Raw genomic sequence first — 23,175 nt, forward strand, 5'->3', positions numbered from 1 at the left:
CCACCACTACACACTCCCCCATCTCCCCATCTCCCCATCTCCCCATCTCCCCATCTCCCCATCTCCCCATCTCCCCATCTCCCCATCTCCCCATCTCCCCATCTCCCCACCCTCCCCACACCCCACACCCTAAATTCTCTACCTCGTTTCACCAATAACCGTAAAAGCCGCCCAAGCTTTCGGGTCTGGATTACCATCTCCATCATTGAGCATCGATAACATCGCCTGTCGCATGGCTTTGGCTTTATCGAATTTGTGAGTGTAAATATTCGTATAAAACTCCCTCATCAACTTGGCCGTATCATCATCAGGCACTTGCCATAAGGACACCACCAATGTGGGTACACCGGCGGCAATCAAAGAACGGGATAAACCAACTACCCCTTCCCCTTTAATCTCACCTCTACCAGTATCACAAGCACTCAGAACCACTAACTTTGCTTTCAATAAGGATTTTTCCGATTCCGTGTAACGATTCAAAATTTCACGACTGGTGAGAAAGCCATCATGGTCTGGTTTCTCAGGAGCTAATGCGATCGCACCTCGATAATAAATACCATCGACTAAACCATGGGTGGCTAAATGAATCAGCGAAGCATTGGCCATTTTTTCTACAATGGTTGGTTCTGTTGCTTCTGATCCATTTAGAGCAGTGGTATTCAGCAATTGAGCAATTCTTAAGGCTTCTGTTTCTGCACCCGGTAGAGGCTTTAACGGTTTTTGTTCCTCTCCTATAATGCTGGGCATGGTGGGATTTCCCACAATCAATGGTGTTCCGGTGCTGTCTTTGACTCGATGCCAATTTTTACGGGTGAACCACAGGGATTGGATCGAAGGAGCAGTGAGAATGGTATGGTTTTCGATCAGAAACTTGTGGTTATCATCTAGCAGAGCAGCAAAGGGAACCAGAAATAGTTCTTGATGGGGAATAAAAATAATACGGTCTGATGGGTTTATTGGTAATACGTCAACAATGGGAGTAATCAGGAGTTGGTAGAGTTGTTGTAGGGGATTACTATTGTTAGGGTTTGGTGGTGAAGCAGGATTCTGATTACCTCGACCTCTGACACCAATCTGCTCACGACTGACTTTTACTAGTTTGGCCAGAGAAGTATCTTGGGGTAACTTATTACGACGGAAAGTAATCTCCCCAGTGGGAGCAATTACCCAAATATAAATCTGGTCATAAACAATGGAATATTCCACCAAAGTGGCTTGTTGTTGTTGAGCAATCTCTTGAATGTCTTTCAGAGTAAGAGTTTTGTTTTTTTGAGGAGTTTCAGATAACTGTGCCGCTAATAAATCAATCAGAGCACGGTTGCGACCCCGTTCGGAAATCTCTAAGGCTTGTTTGGCTTTTCCTTGAGCAATCAATACCTGTTGTAAAAGACGATAGCTACGAGCTTGTTCTTCAAAAATAGAAATCTTCCAATCATCTTTGTTACGGAGGAGATGGCGGATATCTTCCAGAATTTTAATGGCATCATACAGGTGAATCTCGGCTGGTTCTAGTTGATTTATTTTTAATAAGTTAACACCGAGATTAGTCAGGGAGCAAGCTTCACCCAAGCGGTCTCCGATTTCCCTAGCAATAGCTAAAGATTGTTGGTGGTAATCAATGGCTTTTTTATAGTCTCCTATACTCAAGTATGCATTACCCAGATTAGTCAGGGAGTTAGCTTCACCCTCACGGTCTGAGATTTCCCTATAAATAGCTAAGGAGTTTTGGAGGTAATCAATCGCTTTTTTGTACTCTCCCAAATTAACGTATGCAAGACCGAGATTAGTCAGGGAGCAAGCTTCACCCTGGCGGTCTGAGATTTCCCTAGCAATATCTAAGGATTGTTGGTGGTAATCAATGGCTTTTTTATAGTTTCCCAGATGATCGTATGCAGCACCCATACCAATCAGGGAGCCAGCTTCACCTTTACGGTCTGAGATTTCCCTATCAATAGCTAAGGAGTTTTGGAGGTAATCAATCGCTTTTTTGTACTCTCCCAGATAATTGTATGCAACACCCAGATTATACAGGGATTTAGCTTCACCCTTAAGGTCTGAGATTTCCCTATCAATAGCTAAGGAGTTTTGGAGGTAATCAATCGCTTTTTTATAGTCTCCGAGAGTACGGTATGCACTACCCAGATTATTCAGGGAGTTAGCTTCACCTTCGCGGTGTCCGATTTCCCTAGCAATAGCTAAAGATTGTTGGAGGTAATCAATGGCTTTTTTATAGTCTCCGAGAGTACGGTATGCACTACCCATACCAATCAGGGATTTAGCTTCACCTTTACGGTCTGAGATTTCCCTAGCAATAGCTAAGGAGTTTTGGAAGTAATCAATGGCTTTTTTGTAGTTTCCCAGATGATAGTATACAATACCCAAATCATTCAGAGAGTAAGCTTCACCCTGGCGGTTTCCGATTTCCCTATTAATAGCTAAGGAGTTTTGGAGGTCATAAATTTTTGTTTTGTATTCTCCCAGATCAGAGTATGCAAGACCCAGATTATTCAGGAAAGTAACTTCACTTTCGCTGTAAAAGATTTCCCTATCATCCCTATCAATAGCTAGGTATTTTTGCAAGTAATCAATGGCTTTTCTGTACTCTCCCAGATTACCGTATGCAAGACCTAGACCAATCAGCAAGGCAGCTTCACCCCCACGGTCTCCGATTTGTTTATAAATCACCAATGCTTGCTGCCAAGACTCTAATGCTTCTGGGAACTCACCGCGACCAACGTGACTAAGTCCTTGCTGAAATAGTTTGTCCGCCTCGGCTTGCTTACTGTCTACTTCAACTATGGCATCACTAGGGGTTATAGTTCCTTCTTGCTCTGGACTAACCGGGTTTTGTTCCTGAGCCAGTGCTGGTAAGGTGAGGAATCTAGCTACCACAGGAAGTACCCCAGGGGTGAGGCAGATAGTGAGAAGTCCCAACCATAAGAGCTGCTTAAGTTTCATATCGGATATTGAATTATTCCCTACTTGGCCATATCTGAGAGATTTCTGAACCTATGCAATGATTCAGGGAGTCGGGAATCGGGAATCGGGAATCGGGAATCGGGAATCGGGAATCGGGAGTCGGGAGCAGGGAGAAAGCCCTTCACTTATATAGCACTACGCATTCAAGTTAGGACATTGATACAAGTTGAAAACCTTTTGTAGTCAACTTTTGCCTCTTGCCTCTTGCCTGTTGCCTTGCGCGTAGCGCTATACACTTCAAGCCCAGTTTTTTTGACAGAATGCATAGGTTCCGATAGTTACCAGATAGGTAAGAATGACATTTGGTTCTTTGTCCGGGGAGATTGCTATATATAGCATTTCCTAGTAAGCGTGAGATATATCTAAATTTTATTCCCGACTCCCGACTCCCGACTCCCGATTCCCGATTCCCGATTCCCGATTCCCTCATGAAGACCAGCTTAGCCAAATACTGGACACTCAATTATATTAATCGTTTGGGTCAACATCAAACTAAACCGATAGAAAAGGCTAAGGAATTTATCAGTGCCCAATCTCTTACTTTGTCTACAGATGAAGACACCATAGACCAAGCACTGATTAGCAGACTGTGGCAACTTTATCACAGCCAAGACGACGACCTTGAGCTGGCTGAGGTTTGTCTACGTTGTTTAGTTTCTCACCAAATCAAGGAAGTTTGTTATCAGTTAGTAGAGCAATTTGGTCAGCAGCATAACTTTACCATCAATGACCTACTGCCATTAGTCCTTGACCGTTATCCTGAGGGCGAGCAAGGGCATAAATTAGGGGGAGTTAATTCTATAACTAGCTATACGTTACAAACCTTTGACCCAAATAAAAGTAGCTTATTTTCCTGGACAAAAAGACTGGTTAAAACGAATAAGGATGTGAAACAATTTTTACTATACTATGGAATTGAGCAGGTAACGGATTGGTTATTACTGAAACAAACTACTCCTGGTAAACTACACCGTATTCTATCGGAGTTTCATCAGCTAACTGCACAGGAAATTAACCACTATCGTGAGTTATTAGAAAGTTATCAAACGGTTTATGTACGTCAACTGCAAGCAGAGCGTAATCAAATTAACCAACAACGACAACAACAAGGCTTAGGTAAACTCACCACTCCTTACCCAATTCCTAGGAAAGAACAATTACAGCTGATCACAACCTTGGGTTCATCCATAGGGAAACTATCTCCAGAAGCAGTACTTACTGATTTACAACGGTTAGCTCAGCTAATTCGAGACTATAAAAAGAATCGTGGCAGGAATGTTACCACTCAAGCTTTAGGAAAATTTGAGCATCAATTAGCAGCTGATGATACCAGTAACAATCAGGAGGAAGACGAGGTATTAGCTGCCTATGACCAATTACTACAGGATTGTTTAACTACTGCTATTCAAGACGTTATACAAAACCGCGTTGCTTATCTAAGTCGTCAACAAAAGCAGAGACATCAGCAATTTTTACAAGCACTAGATTTATTTCACTGTCAGCATGTTACTATGACCAAAATTGCTGCCACAATCGGCTTCACTGCTCAATATCAAGTCAGTCGCTTGCTAGACCTGAAAGCCTTTCGAGCTGATATTGCGAGACGCACTTCCGTAAGATTACATCACCAACTCGTGGAGTTAGGCCAAGCCTACGCTTCTGCACAAGAGGTTAAAGAATTAGAGCAACGAATTAGTCAGTTTTTGGAAGAAGAAATTAACCGGATTATGACTGCAGCTAGGAAGGAAACCTTTGTTAAAAACAAATACAAACTGTCTAGTAATTTTTCTAGGACTTTATGTGAAATATTAAAAAAGGGAGTGGGGAATCGGGAATCGGGAATCGGGAGTGGGGAATCGGGAATCGGGAATCGGGAGTAGGGAGTGTGGGGAGTGTGGGAATTTTATTGGAATTTTGGCGTTGCTTATTCCCTGTTCATAGATCCCCCCTAACCCCCCTTAACAAAGGGGGGAATTAGATTCAAAACGCCCCTTAAAAAAGGAAGGTAAAAATTAGATTCAAAAGTCCCCTTAAAAAACGAAGGGAGTAATTAGATTCAAAAGTCCCCCTTATTAAGGGGGATTTAGGGGGATCTCAATCATGGTCTACTCCCGACTCCCGACTCCCGACTCCCGATTCCCTATTCTCTGTTCATAGATCCCCCCTAACCCCCCTTAAAAAAGGGGGGAATTAGATTCAAAACGCCCCTTAAAAAAGGAAGGTAAAAATTAGATTCAAAAGTCCCCTTAAAAAACGAAGGGAGTAATTAGATTCAAAAGTCCCCCTTATTAAGGGGGATTTAGGGGGATCTCAATCATGGTCTACTCCCGACTCCCGACTCCCGACTCCCGATTCCCGACTCCCGACTCCCGACTCCCGATTCCCGATTCCCGATTCCCGATTCCCTGTTCCCTCAATATATTCTCAACTGAAAATGCTAAATACATCTACAGAAATGATTTCCTTTCCAGCATTAACGGAAACCCTAACGCTGGAATTAGAACAACAACAACAAGCCCTGGATATAGCCAACCAGATGGCAGATAAACCAGGAACATTAGCTATCTATCTCCAAGAGTTAGCCTTACTAGTCTTTGAAGATTGGCTGGAAAAACGAGAGCCAAGTTTACGGCTAGAACGGGCAGCTAATGGGTTAGGATACTCGGGATTATATCAAGCTATTTCCCAAGCTATTAATGCTGTGTGTAATCTACAGGTAGGAGATTTCAAGATTTGCCTTATTCCTAGCTTTGGATTTAGTGACCCCTTCGTAACTATGCCTGAAGGGATTGTTACTATTCCCCAATTCACTGCTCATTTTTATGTTGTGATTGCCATTGATGATGACTTAGGTATTGCTGGGATTAAAGGGGTAAATCGATACGACCAGTTAGTCAGAGATATTAGTAATCTAGTTGTTGGCTCTGATCATAATTACGAGCTCCCTTTATCTAGGTTTACTATGAGTGGAGACGACTTACTACTGGATTTACAATGTCTCTCTCCTGAGGAAATTCCTTTACCAGAAATACCACAGCCTGAGCCTAATTATGTTAGAGACGTAATCGAAATCCTGAATCAACGGGCGATTGATGTGGGACAATGGTTATATAATCAAATTGATGACCTAGCTCAAGAGTTATCTTGGCAGCTATTACCAGCACCTTCCCCAGCCTTGCGGTTTAGTCGTATCCCAGCCCAAGAATTAGCTGAGATTCTAACTATTATTGATATCGAAATTCCTGCTGCCGCTGTCCGTAGTTATCGAGAATTCCAACTAGCTGGAATTCCACTGCGCCTTTATGCTATAACTTGGCAATTACCCCAGTCTGAACCAGAGGGAGATTGGACTATAGTGCTAATCCTGGGAGCTAGCCCAGGTAATACTCCACCTTCGGGAATAAAATTACGTATTACTGATTATACTATGGTCTTGGATCAGCAGGAATTGAGCACTAATGAGGACTATTTATTTACTCAGTTTGTGGGGGCTAATCATGAAAAGTTTCTAGCTACAATTACCACTGCTGATGAAACAGCACAAACGTCGATGTTGTTTGAATTTAAAGGGAGTAGGGAGTAGGGAATCGGGAATCGGGAATCGGGAATCGGGAATCGGGAATCGGGATTTCATGTAGGGTGGGCAGTGCATCAGTTAGATTGATGTTTTTCTAAAGGGCATTGTTAGGCACTGCCCACCAGCAGATTAATCACTAGTGAGAGGTAAGTAAGATGAAAAGTGCATGTCGGTGGGCAGTGCATCAGACAGATTTTGAAGCTTGCAAAGGGCGTTGCTAGGCACTGCCCACCCTACGATTATAACTGACCGCTGACTACTATAAGTAACATGAAAAGTAAAATTTTTCACCTTAAAGTCATCAAAATTAAGTCAGGATGTAACTTTGAGTTATCTTGGGAAAATGGTAAGACTATTGCTGCCATAGTAGATTATCCTCAAGACCTTGATCAAGGTTACCAAGACTGGAAACATGCTTACATTAATTGTTACCGAGATTTGCGAGTTATTAAAATAAAAAAAAGTGGTAGTATTCCATCCTCGAAGAAGGATCATGCTGGATTTTTGCGAGAAGCAGAAGCTAGGTTTTTATCACTATTTGATCGGTGGTTACGGGATGGAGAGTTATATGAGATTCGTGAGGAAATTGCTAAGGCAGCTACAGATTCCTCTAGTAATCGTCGCTATTGGGTTGATATTATCCTCACCTGTAACTGTCCTGAATTAACTCGCTTACCTTGGGAAGCGTGGGAAATTAGTACTACGACTAGGACTAATCTATCCGGATTCGGAACTATCCGAATAGCTCGGGTTTCTAATACTATCCATGCTGGTATTAGTCATGATAAAATTATTCCTGGTATCCGTCGCCGAGCCAGAGTGTTGGCTATCTTAGGTGATGAAAAAGGATTAGACTTTGAAGAAGACCGCAAGGCGTTAGCTCACCTGTCTAAGCTGGCTGAAATCAAATTTATTGGTTGGCAACCAGAAAAAGACTCTAGTACTCTTAAGCAAGAAATCGTTAAGGAAATTACTAATCCTAGGGGTTGGGATATTTTATTTTTTGCTGGACATAGTAATGAAACTGCCTTTACTGGTGGGGAATTACATATTGCTCCTGATGCTTCTCTAGGAATTAATGAGATTAAACAATCCCTCCAACAAGGGATAGCTAATGGACTAAAGTTTGCTATTTTTAATTCTTGTGATGGTATCTCAATTGCGGAATCCCTAATTGCTTTAGGCTTACCTCAAGTGGCGGTGATGGCAGAACCTATTCACAATCAGGTTGCTCAAGTTTTTATTGTCCAGTTTCTCAACAGTTTGGCTGAGTATAAGGATGTTCATGAAGCCCTAAGGGATGCTTGTGCTTTTCTCAAAGACCAACAAAATCTTACCTATCCTTCTGCTTACCTAATCCCTACCTTATTTCGCCATCCCCAATCAGTACTGTTTCGCTTGGAACCATTCGGTTTAGGGCACAGTCTCAGAAATTGGTTACCTACTAAGAAACAAGCCCTTTGGTTATCGGCATGGTTAACCGTTAGTTTAATCCCACCTGTTCAGGATTTACTGCTAGAATTTCGTCTGTTGTTACAAGCTGGTTACCGTGAGGTTACTCAGCAGGTGCAGTGGCAAGCTAATCCTTCTCCAGTTCAGTCTCCAGTTCGGTTAGTTCAAATTGATAACAAGTCTCTTGAACAGGACAACGTTAAATTGGTTGATGGCAGGTATATGGATTATGGTTACTTAGCAAGTATATTGGATAAATTAGTTACCAGTAATGCTCGGATAATTGGGTTTGATTATATTTTAGATCAAGACAAACAACAGCCCGATAATAGTAAACAGTTACGGCAATCAATTACTGAAGCGATTAACAGGAATACGTGGTTAGTTTGGGCAGCAATTGAAGCTGAGCATCCTGCTGATTATTATGGGGTGAGTGCTCAAATTGCTAACCTCAATCAAACCATGGAGGGAGATATTACAACCTATGATTGGTATGTAGAGTTACCTAGCAATAAGTGTGATCAAAGTTGTCCGTTTAGCTATTTACTAGTCCTTTCCTATTGTTTACGTAATCAAGATTCCGGCACTACTCAATTAGCGATGGGATTACCTGAGCTTCAAGACAGTAATCAGAAATTTAGGACTTCAGTGATTGATTTGCTTAATGGTGCCGATACACAAGCCAATACACAAGCCCATACACAAACTAATACACAAGCTGATACACAACTGGCTTGGTTGGGGAGGGTAAAACGTCCTGCGATCGCATATTTCTTACAATGGTTTCAACCGATTATTGACTATTCCCTCCCTCCAGAGCAGGTTTATCAAAAAATTTCTGCTTGTGAGTTATTAGGCTCCTGTTCTGGAGATGCTCTAGCTGATGGTCTCAGCCTTAACCAGACCATTGTGATTGTTGCTTCAGGAGGATATAAAGAAGCAGGAATTGATCAAGAAGGGCAAGATAATAATCTGCTTCCCCTTCCGGTAGCCTTCTGGCGTCGTTCAGAGGGTTGGCAAGACTGGTTCGATAGCAAATCATCATTTACTGGTGGTGAAGCCCATAGTTACATCGCCCACCATCTTTTTTCCCAGCATCTGGTGATACCAATTCCTAATGCCTTGATGATTTTACTAACCGCTGTTTTAGGTAAGGGATTTAGGTTAATTAAACAGGATTATCCTAAACAAGGGAATAGGGAGCAGGGAGCAGGGAGCAGGGAGCAGGGAAGAAAAATTATCACAATTGATTTAGGATCATTCTTGATCAATCTAGGTAATGCTTGGTTGCTTTATTGGTTAGTTTATTGCTTGGTTTCACTACAAGTTTATATCTCCTTGAAGGTGCTGCTACCTACTTTGATGCCTTTAGTAGTGTTTAGGATCTATAGCGTTACGCAAAGGGAGTAGGGAGTAGGGAGTAGGGAGTAGGGAGTAGGGAGTAGGGAGTAGGGAGTAGGGAGTAGGGAATCGGGAATCGAGAATCGAGAATCGGGAACATTATAGCAATTATTCTACTCATGATTACAAAGCTTATTCTGTTAAGGCAAAAGGCAATAGAAAAGAATGGTTTACTGGAATCAAGTTCCCCCCTGATTAAGGGAATGTTTGAATCGAATCAGCTCCCCCCCTGATTAAGGGAATGTTTGAATCGAATCAGCTCCCCCCCTGATTAAGGGAATGTTTGAATCGAATCAAGTTCCCCCCTTATTAAGGGGGGTTAGGGGGGATCCCTAGTCAAATATAGCAATTATCATAACTGCGATAAATGCTTTATTTAATCATTAACTTATCAGTCAGGAAGCATATTATGCCTAAAATAATTCAGAACAAATCCACACTATTACTAACAATGGTCGTGCTAGTCTGTTCTTCTGCACTGCCTATTAATGCAATAGTAAAAAGACCTCAGTCTGATCAGCAGTTATCCCAGTCTCAAGGCCAGCTAGTCACCTTAAAATGGGGTGATATCTGGGATATATTGCGACGTAAAAAAGATGAAGGGGGCTCAAGAGGAAACTCAACAGATGATAATCTGATCGAGGAAAATGATCTGATCGAGCAAAATTTATGTATGCTCACCCCTGGTCAGCTACCAGATTATGACCCGAATGCTGAACAGAATGGAAGCTTAGAAATTTGGAGTGAGCAACCCCTATTCCTATGGCAAGGAGAAATGAAAGGTATTGAAGTGCGTGACTATCGTACTAATCAACAATTGTGGGAGCAACCCTTAGAGCCTACTACTACTAGTATCGTTTATGAAGGGAAGCCCTTACAACCAGGTAAAGCTTACTTTTGGCGGAATACAATTCCTTTAGAAGAACTTCCTACTAAGAAAAGTTTTCGTTTAATGAATGACGAAAAGCGTAATCAAATCACCGCTGACTTAACTGCATTAGAAAGTAATCTGAAAGCTCAAGATGCGAGTGCTGATCAGATTGCTCTGAAACGAATTAACTATTTCATCAACAAACAACTTTGGTCAGATGCATTACGGGAAATTTATCGGATGCCTAATCCTCCAGCTGAGGTAACTGATCTTATTGATAAGATTAACAATAATGATTTTTGTCCGGAGTAGGGAATAGGGAATAGACCAAGTAGGGTGGGCATTGCTGATGAAGATCATTATTGAACGCCGAGCAATTACATGGGCAATGCCCACCAATCCACTGCCCACTGACGATTAATCACAATGGTGCAAATGAATCGTAGGGTGGGCATTGCTGATCAAAATCATGATTGAACGCCGAGCAATTACATGGGCAATGCCCACCAATCCAGAATAATCGTAGTGGGCATTGGTTCAGAAACCGGCCATGGGTACCCTGGTTGGTGGGCATTGCTCAGATAAATTTGGGCAGGATTTGGGTAAGTAAACCGGCAATGCCCACCCTACAGAATGCTCAAACTGGCACATAAACATATATTCATAAATTAATCTGTATGTTTTTATACAAAATTAGATGCGCTTACCCTGTAATAATAAACTTGTTCCAACTAAAAATTAGGAACTGGGGGGAGCAGGTCTTGCGTTGCAGAACAAATGAACTATAGTACCATCACAGCAAGCTTATGTAAACCCATGAGGCTAGCCACTGTTGACGATTTTCTACAAATATCTGGCAGTATCTACAAAAATATGTTAGACTTTGATTATTAATCTAGTGTCATTGAAAACATTCTGTAACTTGAATTGAAGCCGAAAACCAAAGCAAACCATGATAGTGGTTGCGTTTTCTATTAAACACAGATTTATGCGCCTTGAGCGGAACAAAACCGATCTTGGCCTTGGGAGATACCCCCTGGCTGCGAGAGCAGCTTGCATTAGTGGGCTTTAATCTGCAAAGTAGATTTTGGTAGCTAAAAAGTATCGGACTTCCAAAAAATAAAACATTCTACAAAGAGAATGATAATTATTGGTAATTAAGGAAGGAAAACCTTTGCCGTAGGGTAGAAAGGTAACGGGGCGATCGCTCCGTTACCTTCTCCTGGCAACTCAACCCTCAATACTCCACTTCTAACCCATATCCACCAACGGCGAGCCTATTCCTCAATGGGACTCGCCGTTGCTTTTTGCTAGGTATTGCCGAGAGAATCCTAGGGTGGGCATTGGTTCAGAAACCGGCCATGGGTAGCGCACGTTGGTGGGCATTGCTCAGATGAATTTGGGCAGGATTTGGGTAAGTAAACCGGCAATGCCCACCCTACAGAATGCTCGGGAGTACGCGATCGCATTTACTTATAAACATCTCCACGAGAACCAATTGCAGTGATAATATAAACTTGCTTTTCTCGATCTTTCCTAAATAATATCCGATACTTACCTACACGCAAACGAAATTCAGGACGACCTTTTAAGGATTTAATATCCAGCGTCGAAGGATTAGAAATTAAGGTATCTAACGCATTAATTATCCGAATTTTATCATCGGTTTGCATTCGCATTAAATAGCGTTCAGCTTGTTTTAAGAGAATATAGTCAATCAAAATTATCTCCGAATAACTTACGCTTTAAATCTTTAGATGAAATTCCTTTATCGTTACCTGATAGATAATTTTCCCAAGCTTCTTGACTTTGAACAATTTCTGTAATTGGAATGGTTTCCTCATCTCCTTCTACTTCTATCGCTTGATTAACTAAGACTTTTAATTCATCTAGTAATCGTAGTTGGTCAGAGAGACTAAGAGAATGAATTTGATTAAGTACCTGATTGTAATTTGTCATAGTTATAAGTTGTAGTGTTTTTGGCAAGGGTTATTGAATTTTAATATAATCTAAAAAAAAATTTGCTTTTTTGGAGATGTCTATTTTCTATTAAAACTTCGTATGTCTCTGGCAAATTTTTCTAAGTTATGACCTATGCTATATCCCTGAGAACGTCGCCAAGCAATATAAAATCTTAACCTGTCCCAATAATAAGGTATAAAAGGATTCCAAATATCAAATGCCATCTTATTGTGAATTGCTCCAAATCGGTAAGCAATAGAAATCTGATTGCAGAAACTCAGGAAAACTTTTACTTTAGTGTGCAATTCAGTATCTTCTTGTAGCTGAAGTAGGCGAGCATTATCATCATCTGAAGAGTCTAACCAAGCATCCACATCAACCCTTGTTTCTATCATTGAGGGATCACTCAAGTGCTGCATATAAGACATGGTTCTACTGAGCTTGAATTGTCTTAAAGAAACTAGGAAGCCTATTGCAGCCAAAAAAGCTCCGATAATTGATCCAAAATCTACAAGAGTATCAAGCTTCATAATCAAACTAATAGTTAAGTTTATCTTACTGAAACCTAACTTATATAACGGTTGGCATTTAAATAAATTATACTATAAAATTCCGTAATATTGATTGTTTGACAAAAATTAACATTTACATAAAATTGATTACTGGGAATAAAACAGCGCTATCAAAATAAAAAAATAGCCGTAGAAAGACTATCCACGGCTATTTTAATTATCTATGTCAATGAGTTTCCAAACCCAACCTGATGTATTCGATGTAATTGGCCAAAAGCCAAGCTACAGTAACAGATTCGAGCCTTTGCCAGGGGGGAAAACCCCCCAGAAATTTAGCGATGCAGCGCGGTCTTGGGGGTTTCCCCCATGAGCGACTGCATCAAGACAAGGTGTTATGGTAACAGCCAATACTTCATCATTTTAGTAATGACTTCCCCTGGAACCTCAGTCGGCTCAAGAGGAGACCATTCGGCAATCTATGCATAGCCCAATTTATAAAGCATTTGGATACTATAGATTACTGCTTCACGAGAGCCTTTAAAAGTGTGATAAACAGGTTGTTTATTGAAGTTTGGATTAAAGTATTTTGACATATATCAACACTTGAAATTCTTCTGTTTAGTTTGATAATTGTAATGATTATTTTTTAAATATTAAAGGATTTAAAAAAAAGGTTTTTTTGGTAAGTTTTAGGGGGAATAAAAAAAGCGTAGCATTATTGAAAAATCGTAGGGTGGGCATTGCTGATTAATATCATGATTTAACGGCGATCAATGAAATGGTAAATGCCCACCAATCCACAATAATCCTAGGCTAGTAATTGCTGATCAATATCATTATTGAACGGCGATCAATGAAATGGGCAATGCCCACCAATCCACAATAATCCTAGGGTGGGCATTGGTTCAGAAACCGGCCATGGGTACCTTGGTTGGTGGGCATTGCTCAGATGAATTTGGGCAGGATTTGGGTAAGTAAACCGGCAATGCCCACCCTACAGAATCCTTTGGTGGGCATTGCTGAGATCAATTTGGGCAGGATTTGGGTAAGTAAACCGGCCATGCCCACCCTACAGAATGCTTTGGTGGGCATTGCTGAGATCAATTTGGCCAGGATTTGGGTAAGTAAACCGGCCATGCCCACCCTACAGAATCCTTTGGTGGGCATTGCTGAGATCAATTTGGGCAGGATTTGGGTAAGTAAACCGGCAATGCCCACCCTACAGAATGCGTACGCTCCCGATTCCCGATTCCCGATTCCCGATTCCCGATTCCCGATTCCCGATTCCCGATTCCCGATTCCCGATTCCCGATTCCCGATTCCCGATTCCCGATTCCCGATTCCATGGTTGCCATAAGTACCCGCAAGGGTACTGTCAACCCTAGTGCAGCCTTGCGATTATGTACATAGAAAGAACATTCAATTGAGTTCTTTTTAGTAGTTAATTGTCAGGAGAATGGTTATGTCAGAAACTGAAAGAGTTTCCAATCAAACCAACCAAGCCAAGGAAATAGAACGGGACGATCAGCCGCTCCATGAAATCACTTCCAGCGAAACTCCATCCCAGTCAATAGATTACGAAGACGAATTTGAGGGAATGATGGGTCGCGGTCAAATCGAAGCAGTACCCGGATTCAATAAATCCCGAGCGCTTAATGACGGTTTGGATTTCGACGAAAGAATTTTGGTCACAGAAGATTTGGAAAATCTTCCAGATGCTGGTGCTAAAGAATTCCAAAGACCGGAGTCAGTATGTGGTAGTGACGACCGCATCCGTATTTCCCCAGCTACTAGTGTTCCCTGGCGATGGATTTGCCAGTTAATCATTACCAAAGCTGATGGCAGCCGGTCCCGGTGTACTGGCTGGTTCATAGGACCACGGACAGTAATGACTTCTGGACATTGCGTCTATAGCCATAGTGCTAATGGTTGGGCGCAGAAAATTGAGGTCTTTCCCGGTATGGATGAGAACGAAGCTCCCTTCGGCTCCCAAGTTGCCACGTCCTTCCGCAGTGTAAAAGGCTGGACACAAGAACAAGATGATGACTTCGACTACGGAGCAATTATTCTACCGGATGACACCCTAGGGAACCGAGTCGGCTGGTTCGGATTTATCAATCTATCCGACGAGTTACTGACAAATCTACAGGTAAATAACTCTGGCTACGCTGGTGACAAACCATTTGGCACACAATGGTTCAATGCTGGCCGAATTACCAGCATCAGTGGTGGCAAGCTCTCCTATATGCTCGATACCTATGGCGGTCAAAGTGGTAGCCCCATCTGGCGCTTCCAAGATGGTGAACGCCATGCAGTGGGAATTCACGGTTATGGTGGCTGTCCTAACAGTGCTGTCCGGATCAATAAGTCTGTGTTTGATAATATGTCCGCTTGGAAAAATCTTTAATATCTCCGGGACTAATCAGCCGTCAGGTATCAGCGGTCAGGTATCAGCGGTCAGCTATCAGCTTATGCGCTACGCGCACGCTACGCGAACAGTGATCAACATTCAGTTATCAGTTATCAGCTGACCGCTGACCGATGCTTCACAGGCTGGAAGCCTGTTCCACAAAGCTGACTGCTGACTGCTGACTGCTTACAAATCAACTAACAAAGGACAAAACCGTCAGATGACTACTAAACTACAAATTCCTTTTAAATCTTTTGCTTTGAGCAGTCTTATCGGATTAAGCCTGCTGTTTTCTGCTTGTAGCGCTCCCCAACCAGACGTTTCACCGGAAAACAATCAGGGTAATAATCCAGATAATAATCCAATAGTTACCTCAACTGATGAACAAATGATTATCGAAGGTAAAATTGTCGCAGTTATGGAAAGTTTCCCTCTACAGTTGAAGGTAGAAACTCAGTCTGGTTCCTATAGTGTACAACTTCTTTCCGATACCAAAATCACTCGTCAAGGAGAAACTGTTGACCCAGGAAAATTAAGTCCTGACCAAAAAGTTCGGATTAAAGGTCAGAGTTCTGGTTCCAGTAAGTCTGCTATCACTGCTGAAACTATTGAAATCCAGTAAGCCCTCAGCGGTCAGCCGTCAGCGGTCAGCTTTGTGGAACAGGCTTCCAGCCTGTGAAGCATCGGTCAGCTATCAGCCGTCAGCTTATGCGCTACGCGCACGCTACGCGAACAGCCGTCAGCTATCAGCCGTCAGCCGTTAAGTCACAGGCTAGAAGCCTGTGCCACAAAGCACCTCAAGTAGCGTGCGCATAAGCTGAATGCTGTTCGCGTAGCGTGTGCGTAGCACATATGCTGAATGCTGTTCGCGTAGCGTGTGCGTAGCACATATGCTGAATGCTGATAGCTGATAGCTTACAAATCACCTTTGTTTATCTAACAACGGAGCTGCCTCTAGCAAGGTTCTAGTGTAAGGATGCTCAGGATTAGTAAACAGGTCATGAGTTGGTTTCTTTTCAACAATCTGACCTTTATTCATCACGGCGATTCCATCACAGAAAAACCGTGCTACCCAGAGGTCATGAGTAATAAACAAATAGGTAAGATTAAAGGCTTCTTTCAACTCTAACATTAATTCTAATACTTGAGTTTGGACACTAGCATCCAGCATACTTACTGGTTCATCACAAATCACCAAACTAGGATGAGTAATCAATGCCCGAGCAATCGCAACCCGTTGTTGTTGTCCTCCAGAAAGGTCAGCGGGATAGCGATTATAGTAATCCTCTACAGGCGTTAATCCTACCCGTTCTAGCATTTCATTAACCTGGTTTTTAGCTGCTGTTGAATTAGCCGCTAATTTATGAATAAATAAGGGGTCGGCAATACTTTCTCCCACAGTCATTAAAGGATTAAGACAAGCATGGGGGTCCTGAAATACCATTTGGATTTGACGACGAATCTCTTGTAGGGAATGTCGATTGAGTGTAGCTAAATTTGTGCCTTTAAACTCAACGGTTCCAGCGGTAGGACGAACTAATTGCAAAATAGTGCGAGATAAAGTACTTTTGCCACAACCGGATTCTCCTACTAGTCCCAAAATTTCCCCAGGATATAAATCAAAGCTGACGTTATCCACAGCTTTGATAACGTTTTTTTCTTGAGATACTAGTTGCTGAATAAAATTGCTTTCTAAGGTATAATATTGCTTGAGATTAGTAACCCTTAGTAAAGGGGTAGGAATCCCAGAGCTGGAATTCCCCTCAGGGTTATTAGTGTCAGGGTTATTAGTGTCAGTATCATTAGTGTCAGTGTGGTCTTTAACTGCCTGCAGATGTAGAGCTGCTTCTAAGAGCGATCGCGTATAGTCATGGTTAGGTTGCCACAGAATCTGTTGCACTGGCCCAGTTTCCACCATTTTGCCACCATACATTACCGCAATGCGATCGCAATATTCCCCAATCATGGCCAAATCGTGAGAAATCAGTAACAGTGCCATGTCCCGTTCTCGACATAACCTAGTTAATTCTTCTAATATCTGTGCCTCTACCGTAACATCCAAGCTGGTGGTGGGTTCATCTGCTACAATTAACTTGGGATTGAGCAACAACGCTAATGCGATCGCAACCCGTTGTCGCATCCCGCCACTAAATTCATGGGGATATTGAGAGAAGCGATTAGCGGCAATTTTCACCGCATCTAGAGTTTCTAATACTTTGGCTTTACTCTCACGTCGTGATAGCTGGGGTTGGTGAGCTCTGAGGGTTTCTAGGCAGTGTTCGCCTATACTCATCAAAGGGTCAAGGCGAGTCATCGGGTCTTGAAACACTAGCGCTACTGCTTCTCCCCGAAACTGGCGCAGCTGTGCAGGGGTTAAGTCAAAGACAGACTTTCCAGCAAACCTTACCTGTCCTGTCACTCGCGACCGTTGCGGTAACAACTGCATGATAGCTCGTCCCAGAGTAGACTTACCGCAGCCTGACTCACCGACTAATCCCAGTCGCTCCCCTGAATCTAGCAAGAAGGAAACATCATCTACTGCCCAAGCCGGTTTTGCAAGGGATTGGGTACTAGGATAGGCCACCTGCAAGTTTTCGACACAAAGTAGCGGTTCACTCATCGATTTAATTTTCCTCCCCTAAGAATATAAAAACTTTGATGCCATAACCATTAAATTTTGATTAAAATTTGTAAAGCTAGAGTAATTCCTATCTAAGTCAACTGCTCTGATCGAGTTAATCAGGCCAGCAGTAGGATTGAGCAAAGTTATCCTATAAACATCTTTTTGACATCTTTTTGTCAGGGCATCACCATGGAACCTGTAAATACCCAAGTGTCTAATCACTATCAACCAGAGTCACATTCCCAAAGCCAAGAAGAAACCAAAGGCAAATCCTCTGCATGGCTACTGACAGTCCTCTTTTTGGTAGGAGGTCTAGCTTTGTTGCAAATCTCGACAGTACCAGAAACCCCTGTAGCCCAGACGAAAACCAAACAGACACCGCCGCGACCGGTAGAAACTATTCCCCTGACCTTAGGTAAAGGAGTTAAACGGATCCAGTTACTGGGTGAAGTAGAGGCAAGTGAAAAAATCACGATTAAATCTCAGATCGATGGTGTGATACAACAAGTCAAAGTCCGAGAAGGCGATCGCGTTACACCAGGAATGACCATTGCTATTCTTGATGGTGCTGACCAACAGTTAGCCCTCGCCCAAGCTAAGGCAAGGCTTGCTCAGGAAAAAAGTAATCTGGCTCGATTACAAGTGGGAACCCGTCCAGAAATTCTTGCCCAACGGCAAGCAGAACTGGATACTGCTCAAGCTCGGGAACAAGAAGCAAAGGACAACCTTGATGGTATGATAGCCGTCCAACCCAATTTAATTGCCCAACGGCAAGCAGAACTAGATGCGGCTCAAGCTCGGGAACAAGAAGCAAAGGATAACCTAAAACGCATTGAAGCCCTAACTCTGGAAGGAGCTCTCTCTGAACGAGCAAAAGTGGAAGCCGAAAAAGCAGCTGATGCAGCCACCAGTGATCGCTTACGGGCTGAAGCTGCCCTAAGTGCAGAACAAACTAAAACCCAGCAAGAGATTGCTGAAGCCAGAAGTACCCTTGATGCCACCACCAGTGAGCGGTTCCGCATTGCAGCTTTGTTAGCTGAAGCCCAAGTCGGACCAACCCAGGAAGAAATTGATGCCCAGAAAGGGGTAGTAGCAGCAGCTCAGGCAGCGGTTGACCAAGCTCAACTAGCATCAGAACGAGCCACGATTAAAGCCCCTACAACCGGGGTTGTGCAATCCCGCCAGGTTGGCACTGGCAACTATGTTGAAGGTGGCGATGCCATCATTACCTTGGTCAATAATGCTCAATTCGATATCTTTCTAGAAGTACCAGAAAAGTTTACTAATCAGGTCAAACCAGGGATGTATGTGGAATTAACTGCACCGCGAAGTTTACCTAACTGGCAGCAACGAGCAGAGATTACCAGCGTTATGCCTACAGCCAATGCCAACTCACGGCGACAACTAGTAAGGGTAAATCTCAACAATCCCCCAAAAGACTTATTAGCTGGAATGGGAATTCAAGCCACCTTAGATTTACCCATTGATGTAGATCCCAGTTTTGTTATCCCCCGTGATGCCATCATTAAACGAAAAAACCAATCCCTAATCTATACCATTTCCCAAGACAAAGCACAAGAGTTTACCGTAGAAATCTTAGTGGATATGGGGGAAAAACTCCTGATCACTAATCAACAATTACAAGCCAATCAACCCCTAGTTGTGTCAGGGGGTGAAGGTTTAAAAGATGGTTCACCAGTTAACATTACTAATCCTTAATTCCTAATTATCGGACCTCTTCCAAACCTTAAAAAATAGTACCGCTGTGCGGAATTCAAAATTCAAAATTCAAAATTCAAAAATATTACATATTTACTGATTAAAGGTTTAATATATAAGAGTTTTGCTATTTTTGAAAACTATATTGATTTCCGCCGTGCTGTATTAGTCTCTAGAATCCTTACCGATTCCCAGGGCGTGCGCTTTCGATGATGGCGAACGCGCCCCGCGTGACCTACGGTCAAGGGATTGCTCGCCATCACGGGTCTCACCGCTCCCGATTCCCGATTCCCGATTCCCGATTCCCGATTCCCGCATTCGCGCATTCGCGCATTCGCGCATTCGCGCATTCTTTAGTTCCTAAGTTGCCAACTTCGGTGAAATTTGATGAAACTTATCGAAACAGCTGTCCGGTGGCGACACGGAACATTTGTTCTGTTCTGCCTCCTAGCCCTATGTGGCATCTTAGCCCTATTCCAGCTTCCCCTAGAACTTCGACCAGGAGGTGATACCCCAGAAATTACCATTAGCACCTCCTACGCTGGAGCAGGACCGACGGAAGTAGAAGACCTGATTACTAGACCAATCGAAGAAGCCCTCGAAGAAGTCACAGGGGTTAAAGAAATTACCAGTAGCTCTCGCCCTGGACGCAGTCGCATTTCTCTCGAATTCAATTGGGGAACAGATATTGATGCTCGCTTAGTAGATGTCTTGAGCAAATTACAACGAGTGTCCTCTCTACCCCCAGAAGCGGGAGACCCCTCTGCTGAAGTGGTCAGCGGTGTTAGCCGTCCCATGATGTGGATTGTCCTAATGCCCAAACAAGGCTATGATTCTGACCCAGACCATTACCGTGACTTGATTCAAGATGCCATCGTACCCAAGTTACGGCAAGTAGAAGGAGTGGGTCAGATTCTGACTCCCGGGGGACGGGAACGGGAAGTGGAGGTGATTGTAGATCCGAAAGCCTTAGCTGACCGCAATCTAACCCTGTCTAATGTCGTGAATGCTTTGCGCACTAATAACCGCAATATTCGGGGTGGACCGATGATAGTGGGCAGACGGGAATACCGAGTCCGCACCGTCAGTCGCTCTGAGGATGTGAAGGAGTTGGAAGGGTTTGTGTTGCGCCGAGACCAATCAGGAACTGTCTATTTGGGAGATGTAGCTGATGTCCAAATTGGTCGCAAGCTAGAAAGTACGGTTCTTGTAGCAAATGACCAACCAACGGCTGGCATTGGTATCGAAAGACGAATTGGTAGCAATGTCCCAGAGATATCTAAGGGAGTCAGAGCAGTACTCAAGGAAATGGAAGCCCAACTCGAACAGCAAGGGGAAGGTGTCCAGTTCTTAATTAACTACGACGAGAATGGCTATATTAACCAATCTATTGCCTTAGTGCAGCAAAATTTGATCATGGGTGCGATACTAGCATCCCTAGTGTTGCTGCTGTTTCTCGGGTCATTGCGCACCGTAGCAGTAATTGCCCTAACTATTCCGACTACTATTATTACCGTCTTTATTGTCTTAGCCTGGCTGGGTCGCTCTCTGAATGTGATCAGTCTGGCAGGATTAGCGTTTGCTGTCGGAATGGTGGTGGATAATGCCATTGTGGTGCTAGAAAATATCTTCACCCACATGCAACGGGGAAAAAATCCGATCCGAGCTGCTATTGACGGCACTCAAGAAGTGTGGTCAGCCATGCTAGCCTCTACTCTGACTACCGTAGCAGTATTTGCTCCCATTGTTTTAGTCACAGGGGAGGCAGGACAGCTCTTCTTTGATATTGGTATTGCTCTATCGACATCGGTATTGTTTTCCTTGTTTGCAGCTCTGACCCTAGTGCCGATGCTATCGGGACTGTTTCTTAATCAAGCGGAGGCGCAACAGATTTTGCAGGGGATGGGGGATGTCGGCACCCCACCAGGTTTAGACCCAGAAAGCTTACGCCCAAAAGCCTTACGCCCACAGCAGCGGAGTATGGCAGCCAAAATCCAACTAGCTGTAGCCAAGACTTCAGCAGTGTTTCGAGTATGGCAAGGCAAGCTAGAGGGATTTTTATTAAAAACCGTGCGTTGGTCTCTTGGTGGCAAACGGATCGGAAGGCGTTTGGCTGTGTTGTTGATTCCTGTAGTATTGCTCTTTGTCAGTATTCGGTTACTCCCCCCAATGGATTACCTACCAGAAGGGAACCGTAATTTAATTATGTGGTTAACGGAACCCTTTCCAGGCACCAGTATTCCAGAATTCCTACGGCTATCCCAACCAGCCAGAAAGTTCTTGGCACAGCAGCCGGAAATTGACCGAACCTTGGTATTAGCAAGCTCCAGATGGAAAGCAATTTTAGTCCGTCTCAAGCCAGAGTTAGCTACCGGTAGGAATCTCGATGCAATGGTGAATCGGATGAGAAAGGTAAAGTCTAATTTTCCTGGTTATCGCTTTGTGGTTGCCAGGCGCATTCCCATTTTTCGTAATCCAGGCAAGTCCTATACTGTCCGTCTGGTAGGACAAGACCTGGATCAATTAAACCAGTGGGGTCAGGATATTACTAAGCAATTGCGCCAACTGGAAGGTGTGCGCAATGCTAGTTCGAGTTTTGTTACTGGTGCGCCAGAATTACAAATAATTCCCAATCGGGTGCGATTGGCAGAAGTGGGCTTGTCAGAAGCTGACTTAGGGAGAATGGTTGAAGCTGCTCTCGGTGGGATTAGAGCCTCAGAATTCGTGGATGGTAAACGGGAACTGGATGTGACCGTTGAATTACAACATACCGTTGTCAAAACCCCAGAGCAGTTGCGTCAGTTAGTGATCTATACTCCCAATGGTGGGAAAGTACAACTAGCTGATGTGGCTGAAGTAGTAGATACCACCGGACCCGATACCATTGAGCGAGTGGATTTACAGCGTTCTATTACCCTAGCCGTTAATGTCGAGCGCTCAGCTCCCTTAGGAAAACTAGTTCAACAGACAGAGCAGCAAATTCTCAAACCCTTCCGGCAAACCCTACCTGCTGGCTATCGTGTCGAGTTAGCTGGTTCAGCAGATTTGCTATCAGAAACCTTAGTTCAGTTGGGGTCAATCTTTCTTCTGTCTTTAGTGATTACCTATCTGCTGCTAGTAGCACTCTACCGTTCTTTTCTCTATCCCATCGTAATTATGGCAACAGTACCAATAGGATTAACCGGAGCCTTGTTGAGTTTGGTGATAGTCAACAGAATTCCTGGTGTTGTGGTACCGCTGGATATGATTACTGGGTTGGGATTTGTGATTCTGACTGGAGTTGTGGTGAATAATGCCATCCTTTTAGTAGACCGAGCCTTGCAATTACAGCGAGAAGGAATAGATTACGATACATCGTTGTATAGAGCTGTATGCGATCGCTTACGACCAATATTCATGTCTGCTGGAACTACAGTACTGGGAATGTTACCGTTAGCAGTAATACCAGGGAAAGGAGCTGAATTATATCAAGGGTTAGGGATTACCTTAACTGGAGGATTGGCCTTGTCTACATTACTGACACCTACAGTAGTTCCAGCATTGATGGGATTATTAGGAGACTTTAGGGGTCAGAAGCTGAAACCTTCTGATATTAATAAGAAAGAAAAATCCCGTCAAATGGTTAGAGTTGATTAATCTGACCTTGCTGATTCAGCAACGCCTATTCCT

General features: G+C 43.3%; 19 protein-coding genes and 1 pseudogene. 11 read left to right on the plus strand and 9 right to left on the minus strand.

Annotated features, from left to right (window positions below; all coding sequences use genetic code 11):
* Nucleotides 1–138: 138 nt before the first annotated feature.
* Nucleotides 139–2,958 carry a CHAT domain-containing protein gene (locus F6K46_RS26650; RefSeq protein ID WP_293060699.1) on the minus strand — a complete coding sequence of 940 codons (2,820 nt, stop codon included), beginning with the start codon at nucleotides 2,956–2,958 and terminating at the stop codon, nucleotides 139–141.
* A gap of 20 nt (nucleotides 2,959–2,978) precedes the next feature.
* Nucleotides 2,979–3,104 (minus strand): hypothetical protein, encoded by a 126-nt coding sequence (locus tag F6K46_RS26655; protein ID WP_293039094.1) that lies wholly within the window; start codon nucleotides 3,102–3,104, stop codon nucleotides 2,979–2,981.
* A gap of 177 nt (nucleotides 3,105–3,281) precedes the next feature.
* Here F6K46_RS26655 and F6K46_RS26660 point away from each other — a divergent pair, with 177 nt between their 5' ends.
* From F6K46_RS26660 to F6K46_RS26675, 4 genes are all read left to right on the plus strand, one after another.
* Nucleotides 3,282–4,859 (plus strand): hypothetical protein, encoded by a 1,578-nt coding sequence (locus tag F6K46_RS26660; RefSeq protein ID WP_293060701.1) that lies wholly within the window; start codon nucleotides 3,282–3,284, stop codon nucleotides 4,857–4,859.
* A 436-nt stretch (nucleotides 4,860–5,295) separates the two neighbouring features.
* Entirely contained in the window at nucleotides 5,296–5,526 is a 231-nt protein-coding gene (locus tag F6K46_RS26665; RefSeq protein WP_158069767.1) for a hypothetical protein, read from the plus strand.
* Entirely contained in the window at nucleotides 5,516–6,562 is a 1,047-nt protein-coding gene (locus F6K46_RS26670; protein WP_293117526.1) for a DUF1822 family protein, read from the plus strand. The genes F6K46_RS26665 and F6K46_RS26670 overlap by 11 nt, the downstream gene beginning before the upstream one ends.
* A gap of 264 nt (nucleotides 6,563–6,826) precedes the next feature.
* Nucleotides 6,827–9,418: a CHASE2 domain-containing protein gene (locus F6K46_RS26675; RefSeq protein ID WP_293060706.1), complete on the plus strand. Its 2,592-nt coding sequence runs from the start codon at nucleotides 6,827–6,829 to the stop codon at nucleotides 9,416–9,418.
* Here F6K46_RS26675 and F6K46_RS26680 read toward each other — a convergent pair.
* Entirely contained in the window at nucleotides 9,402–9,530 is a 129-nt protein-coding gene (locus tag F6K46_RS26680) for a hypothetical protein (protein ID WP_293060707.1), read from the minus strand. The genes F6K46_RS26675 and F6K46_RS26680 overlap by 17 nt on opposite strands.
* Nucleotides 9,531–9,818: 288 nt before the next feature.
* Here F6K46_RS26680 and F6K46_RS26685 point away from each other — a divergent pair, with 288 nt between their 5' ends.
* Nucleotides 9,819–10,592 carry a hypothetical protein gene (locus F6K46_RS26685; protein ID WP_293060708.1) on the plus strand — a complete coding sequence of 258 codons (774 nt, stop codon included), beginning with the start codon at nucleotides 9,819–9,821 and terminating at the stop codon, nucleotides 10,590–10,592.
* A 1,157-nt stretch (nucleotides 10,593–11,749) separates the two neighbouring features.
* Here the strand turns inward: F6K46_RS26685 and F6K46_RS26690 are convergent.
* From F6K46_RS26690 to F6K46_RS26705, 4 genes and pseudogenes are all read right to left on the minus strand, one after another.
* The gene (locus F6K46_RS26690; RefSeq protein WP_293060709.1) at nucleotides 11,750–12,001 is read right to left on the minus strand and encodes a type II toxin-antitoxin system RelE/ParE family toxin; all 252 of its coding nucleotides are present in this window, start codon (nucleotides 11,999–12,001) and stop codon (nucleotides 11,750–11,752) included.
* On the minus strand, nucleotides 11,994–12,239 hold the full coding sequence (locus F6K46_RS26695; RefSeq protein ID WP_293117529.1) for a hypothetical protein: 246 nt from the start codon (nucleotides 12,237–12,239) through the stop codon (nucleotides 11,994–11,996). The genes F6K46_RS26690 and F6K46_RS26695 overlap by 8 nt, the downstream gene beginning before the upstream one ends.
* A gap of 80 nt (nucleotides 12,240–12,319) precedes the next feature.
* A complete protein-coding gene (locus F6K46_RS26700; protein ID WP_075902979.1) occupies nucleotides 12,320–12,772 on the minus strand; it encodes a hypothetical protein in 453 nt (150 codons plus the stop codon).
* Between the two features lie 374 nt (nucleotides 12,773–13,146).
* A pseudogene (locus F6K46_RS26705) lies at nucleotides 13,147–13,347 on the minus strand (hypothetical protein).
* 341 nt (nucleotides 13,348–13,688) lie between these two features.
* Here F6K46_RS26705 and F6K46_RS26710 point away from each other — a divergent pair.
* The 4 genes from F6K46_RS26710 to F6K46_RS26725 all read left to right on the plus strand — a co-directional run bounded on the left by F6K46_RS26710 (nucleotide 13,689) and on the right by F6K46_RS26725 (nucleotide 15,928).
* On the plus strand, nucleotides 13,689–14,111 hold the full coding sequence (locus tag F6K46_RS26710) for a hypothetical protein (RefSeq protein WP_293060711.1): 423 nt from the start codon (nucleotides 13,689–13,691) through the stop codon (nucleotides 14,109–14,111).
* A 105-nt stretch (nucleotides 14,112–14,216) separates the two neighbouring features.
* On the plus strand, nucleotides 14,217–15,161 hold the full coding sequence (locus F6K46_RS26715; RefSeq protein ID WP_293060713.1) for a serine protease: 945 nt from the start codon (nucleotides 14,217–14,219) through the stop codon (nucleotides 15,159–15,161).
* Between the two features lie 223 nt (nucleotides 15,162–15,384).
* Nucleotides 15,385–15,786, plus strand: coding sequence for a hypothetical protein (locus tag F6K46_RS26720; protein ID WP_293060715.1), 402 nt, complete (start codon nucleotides 15,385–15,387; stop codon nucleotides 15,784–15,786).
* On the plus strand, nucleotides 15,773–15,928 hold the full coding sequence (locus tag F6K46_RS26725) for a hypothetical protein (RefSeq protein ID WP_293060717.1): 156 nt from the start codon (nucleotides 15,773–15,775) through the stop codon (nucleotides 15,926–15,928). Before F6K46_RS26720 ends, F6K46_RS26725 begins: the two co-directional genes overlap by 14 nt.
* A 158-nt stretch (nucleotides 15,929–16,086) precedes the next feature.
* Here the strand turns inward: F6K46_RS26725 and F6K46_RS26730 are convergent, their stop codons facing one another.
* The gene (locus F6K46_RS26730) at nucleotides 16,087–17,784 is read right to left on the minus strand and encodes an ABC transporter ATP-binding protein (protein ID WP_293060719.1); all 1,698 of its coding nucleotides are present in this window, start codon (nucleotides 17,782–17,784) and stop codon (nucleotides 16,087–16,089) included.
* 192 nt (nucleotides 17,785–17,976) lie between these two features.
* On the opposite strand from F6K46_RS26730, the gene F6K46_RS26735 reads away from it, so the two are divergent.
* Complete coding sequence (locus F6K46_RS26735) at nucleotides 17,977–19,506, plus strand: efflux RND transporter periplasmic adaptor subunit (RefSeq protein ID WP_293060721.1); 1,530 nt, start codon at nucleotides 17,977–17,979, stop codon at nucleotides 19,504–19,506.
* Nucleotides 19,507–19,671: 165 nt separating this feature from the next.
* Here F6K46_RS26735 and F6K46_RS26740 read toward each other — a convergent pair whose 3' ends face one another.
* On the minus strand, nucleotides 19,672–19,848 hold the full coding sequence (locus tag F6K46_RS26740; RefSeq protein WP_293060723.1) for a hypothetical protein: 177 nt from the start codon (nucleotides 19,846–19,848) through the stop codon (nucleotides 19,672–19,674).
* A 45-nt stretch (nucleotides 19,849–19,893) separates the two neighbouring features.
* Between F6K46_RS26740 and F6K46_RS26745 the strand changes: the two genes are divergently transcribed.
* Nucleotides 19,894–23,142, plus strand: a complete 3,249-nt coding sequence (locus F6K46_RS26745) for an efflux RND transporter permease subunit (protein WP_293060725.1) — start codon at nucleotides 19,894–19,896, stop codon at nucleotides 23,140–23,142.
* Nucleotides 23,143–23,175: the final 33 nt, after the last annotated feature.

Source organism: Moorena sp. SIO3E8 (assembly GCF_010692445.1).
GTDB lineage: Bacteria > Cyanobacteriota > Cyanobacteriia > Cyanobacteriales > Coleofasciculaceae > Moorena > Moorena bouillonii.

Excerpts from the sequence above, each read along its gene's own strand:
- F6K46_RS26650 (WP_293060699.1), bottom strand. The coding sequence starts at position 2,958 with ATGAAACTTAAGCAGCTCTTATGGTTGGGACTTCTCACTATCTGCCTC.
- F6K46_RS26665 (WP_158069767.1), top strand. The coding sequence starts at position 5,296 with ATGGTCTACTCCCGACTCCCGACTCCCGACTCCCGATTCCCGACTCCC.
- F6K46_RS26670 (WP_293117526.1), top strand. The coding sequence starts at position 5,516 with ATGGCAGATAAACCAGGAACATTAGCTATCTATCTCCAAGAGTTAGCC.
- F6K46_RS26675 (WP_293060706.1), top strand. The coding sequence starts at position 6,827 with ATGAAAAGTAAAATTTTTCACCTTAAAGTCATCAAAATTAAGTCAGGA.
- F6K46_RS26680 (WP_293060707.1), bottom strand. The coding sequence starts at position 9,530 with ATGAGTAGAATAATTGCTATAATGTTCCCGATTCTCGATTCTCGATTC.
- F6K46_RS26685 (WP_293060708.1), top strand. The coding sequence starts at position 9,819 with ATGCCTAAAATAATTCAGAACAAATCCACACTATTACTAACAATGGTC.
- F6K46_RS26695 (WP_293117529.1), bottom strand. The coding sequence starts at position 12,239 with ATGACAAATTACAATCAGGTACTTAATCAAATTCATTCTCTTAGTCTC.
- F6K46_RS26700 (WP_075902979.1), bottom strand. The coding sequence starts at position 12,772 with ATGAAGCTTGATACTCTTGTAGATTTTGGATCAATTATCGGAGCTTTT.
- F6K46_RS26715 (WP_293060713.1), top strand. The coding sequence starts at position 14,217 with ATGTCAGAAACTGAAAGAGTTTCCAATCAAACCAACCAAGCCAAGGAA.
- F6K46_RS26720 (WP_293060715.1), top strand. The coding sequence starts at position 15,385 with ATGACTACTAAACTACAAATTCCTTTTAAATCTTTTGCTTTGAGCAGT.
- F6K46_RS26730 (WP_293060719.1), bottom strand. The coding sequence starts at position 17,784 with ATGAGTGAACCGCTACTTTGTGTCGAAAACTTGCAGGTGGCCTATCCT.
- F6K46_RS26735 (WP_293060721.1), top strand. The coding sequence starts at position 17,977 with ATGGAACCTGTAAATACCCAAGTGTCTAATCACTATCAACCAGAGTCA.
- F6K46_RS26740 (WP_293060723.1), bottom strand. The coding sequence starts at position 19,848 with ATGCGCGAATGCGCGAATGCGCGAATGCGGGAATCGGGAATCGGGAAT.
- F6K46_RS26745 (WP_293060725.1), top strand. The coding sequence starts at position 19,894 with ATGAAACTTATCGAAACAGCTGTCCGGTGGCGACACGGAACATTTGTT.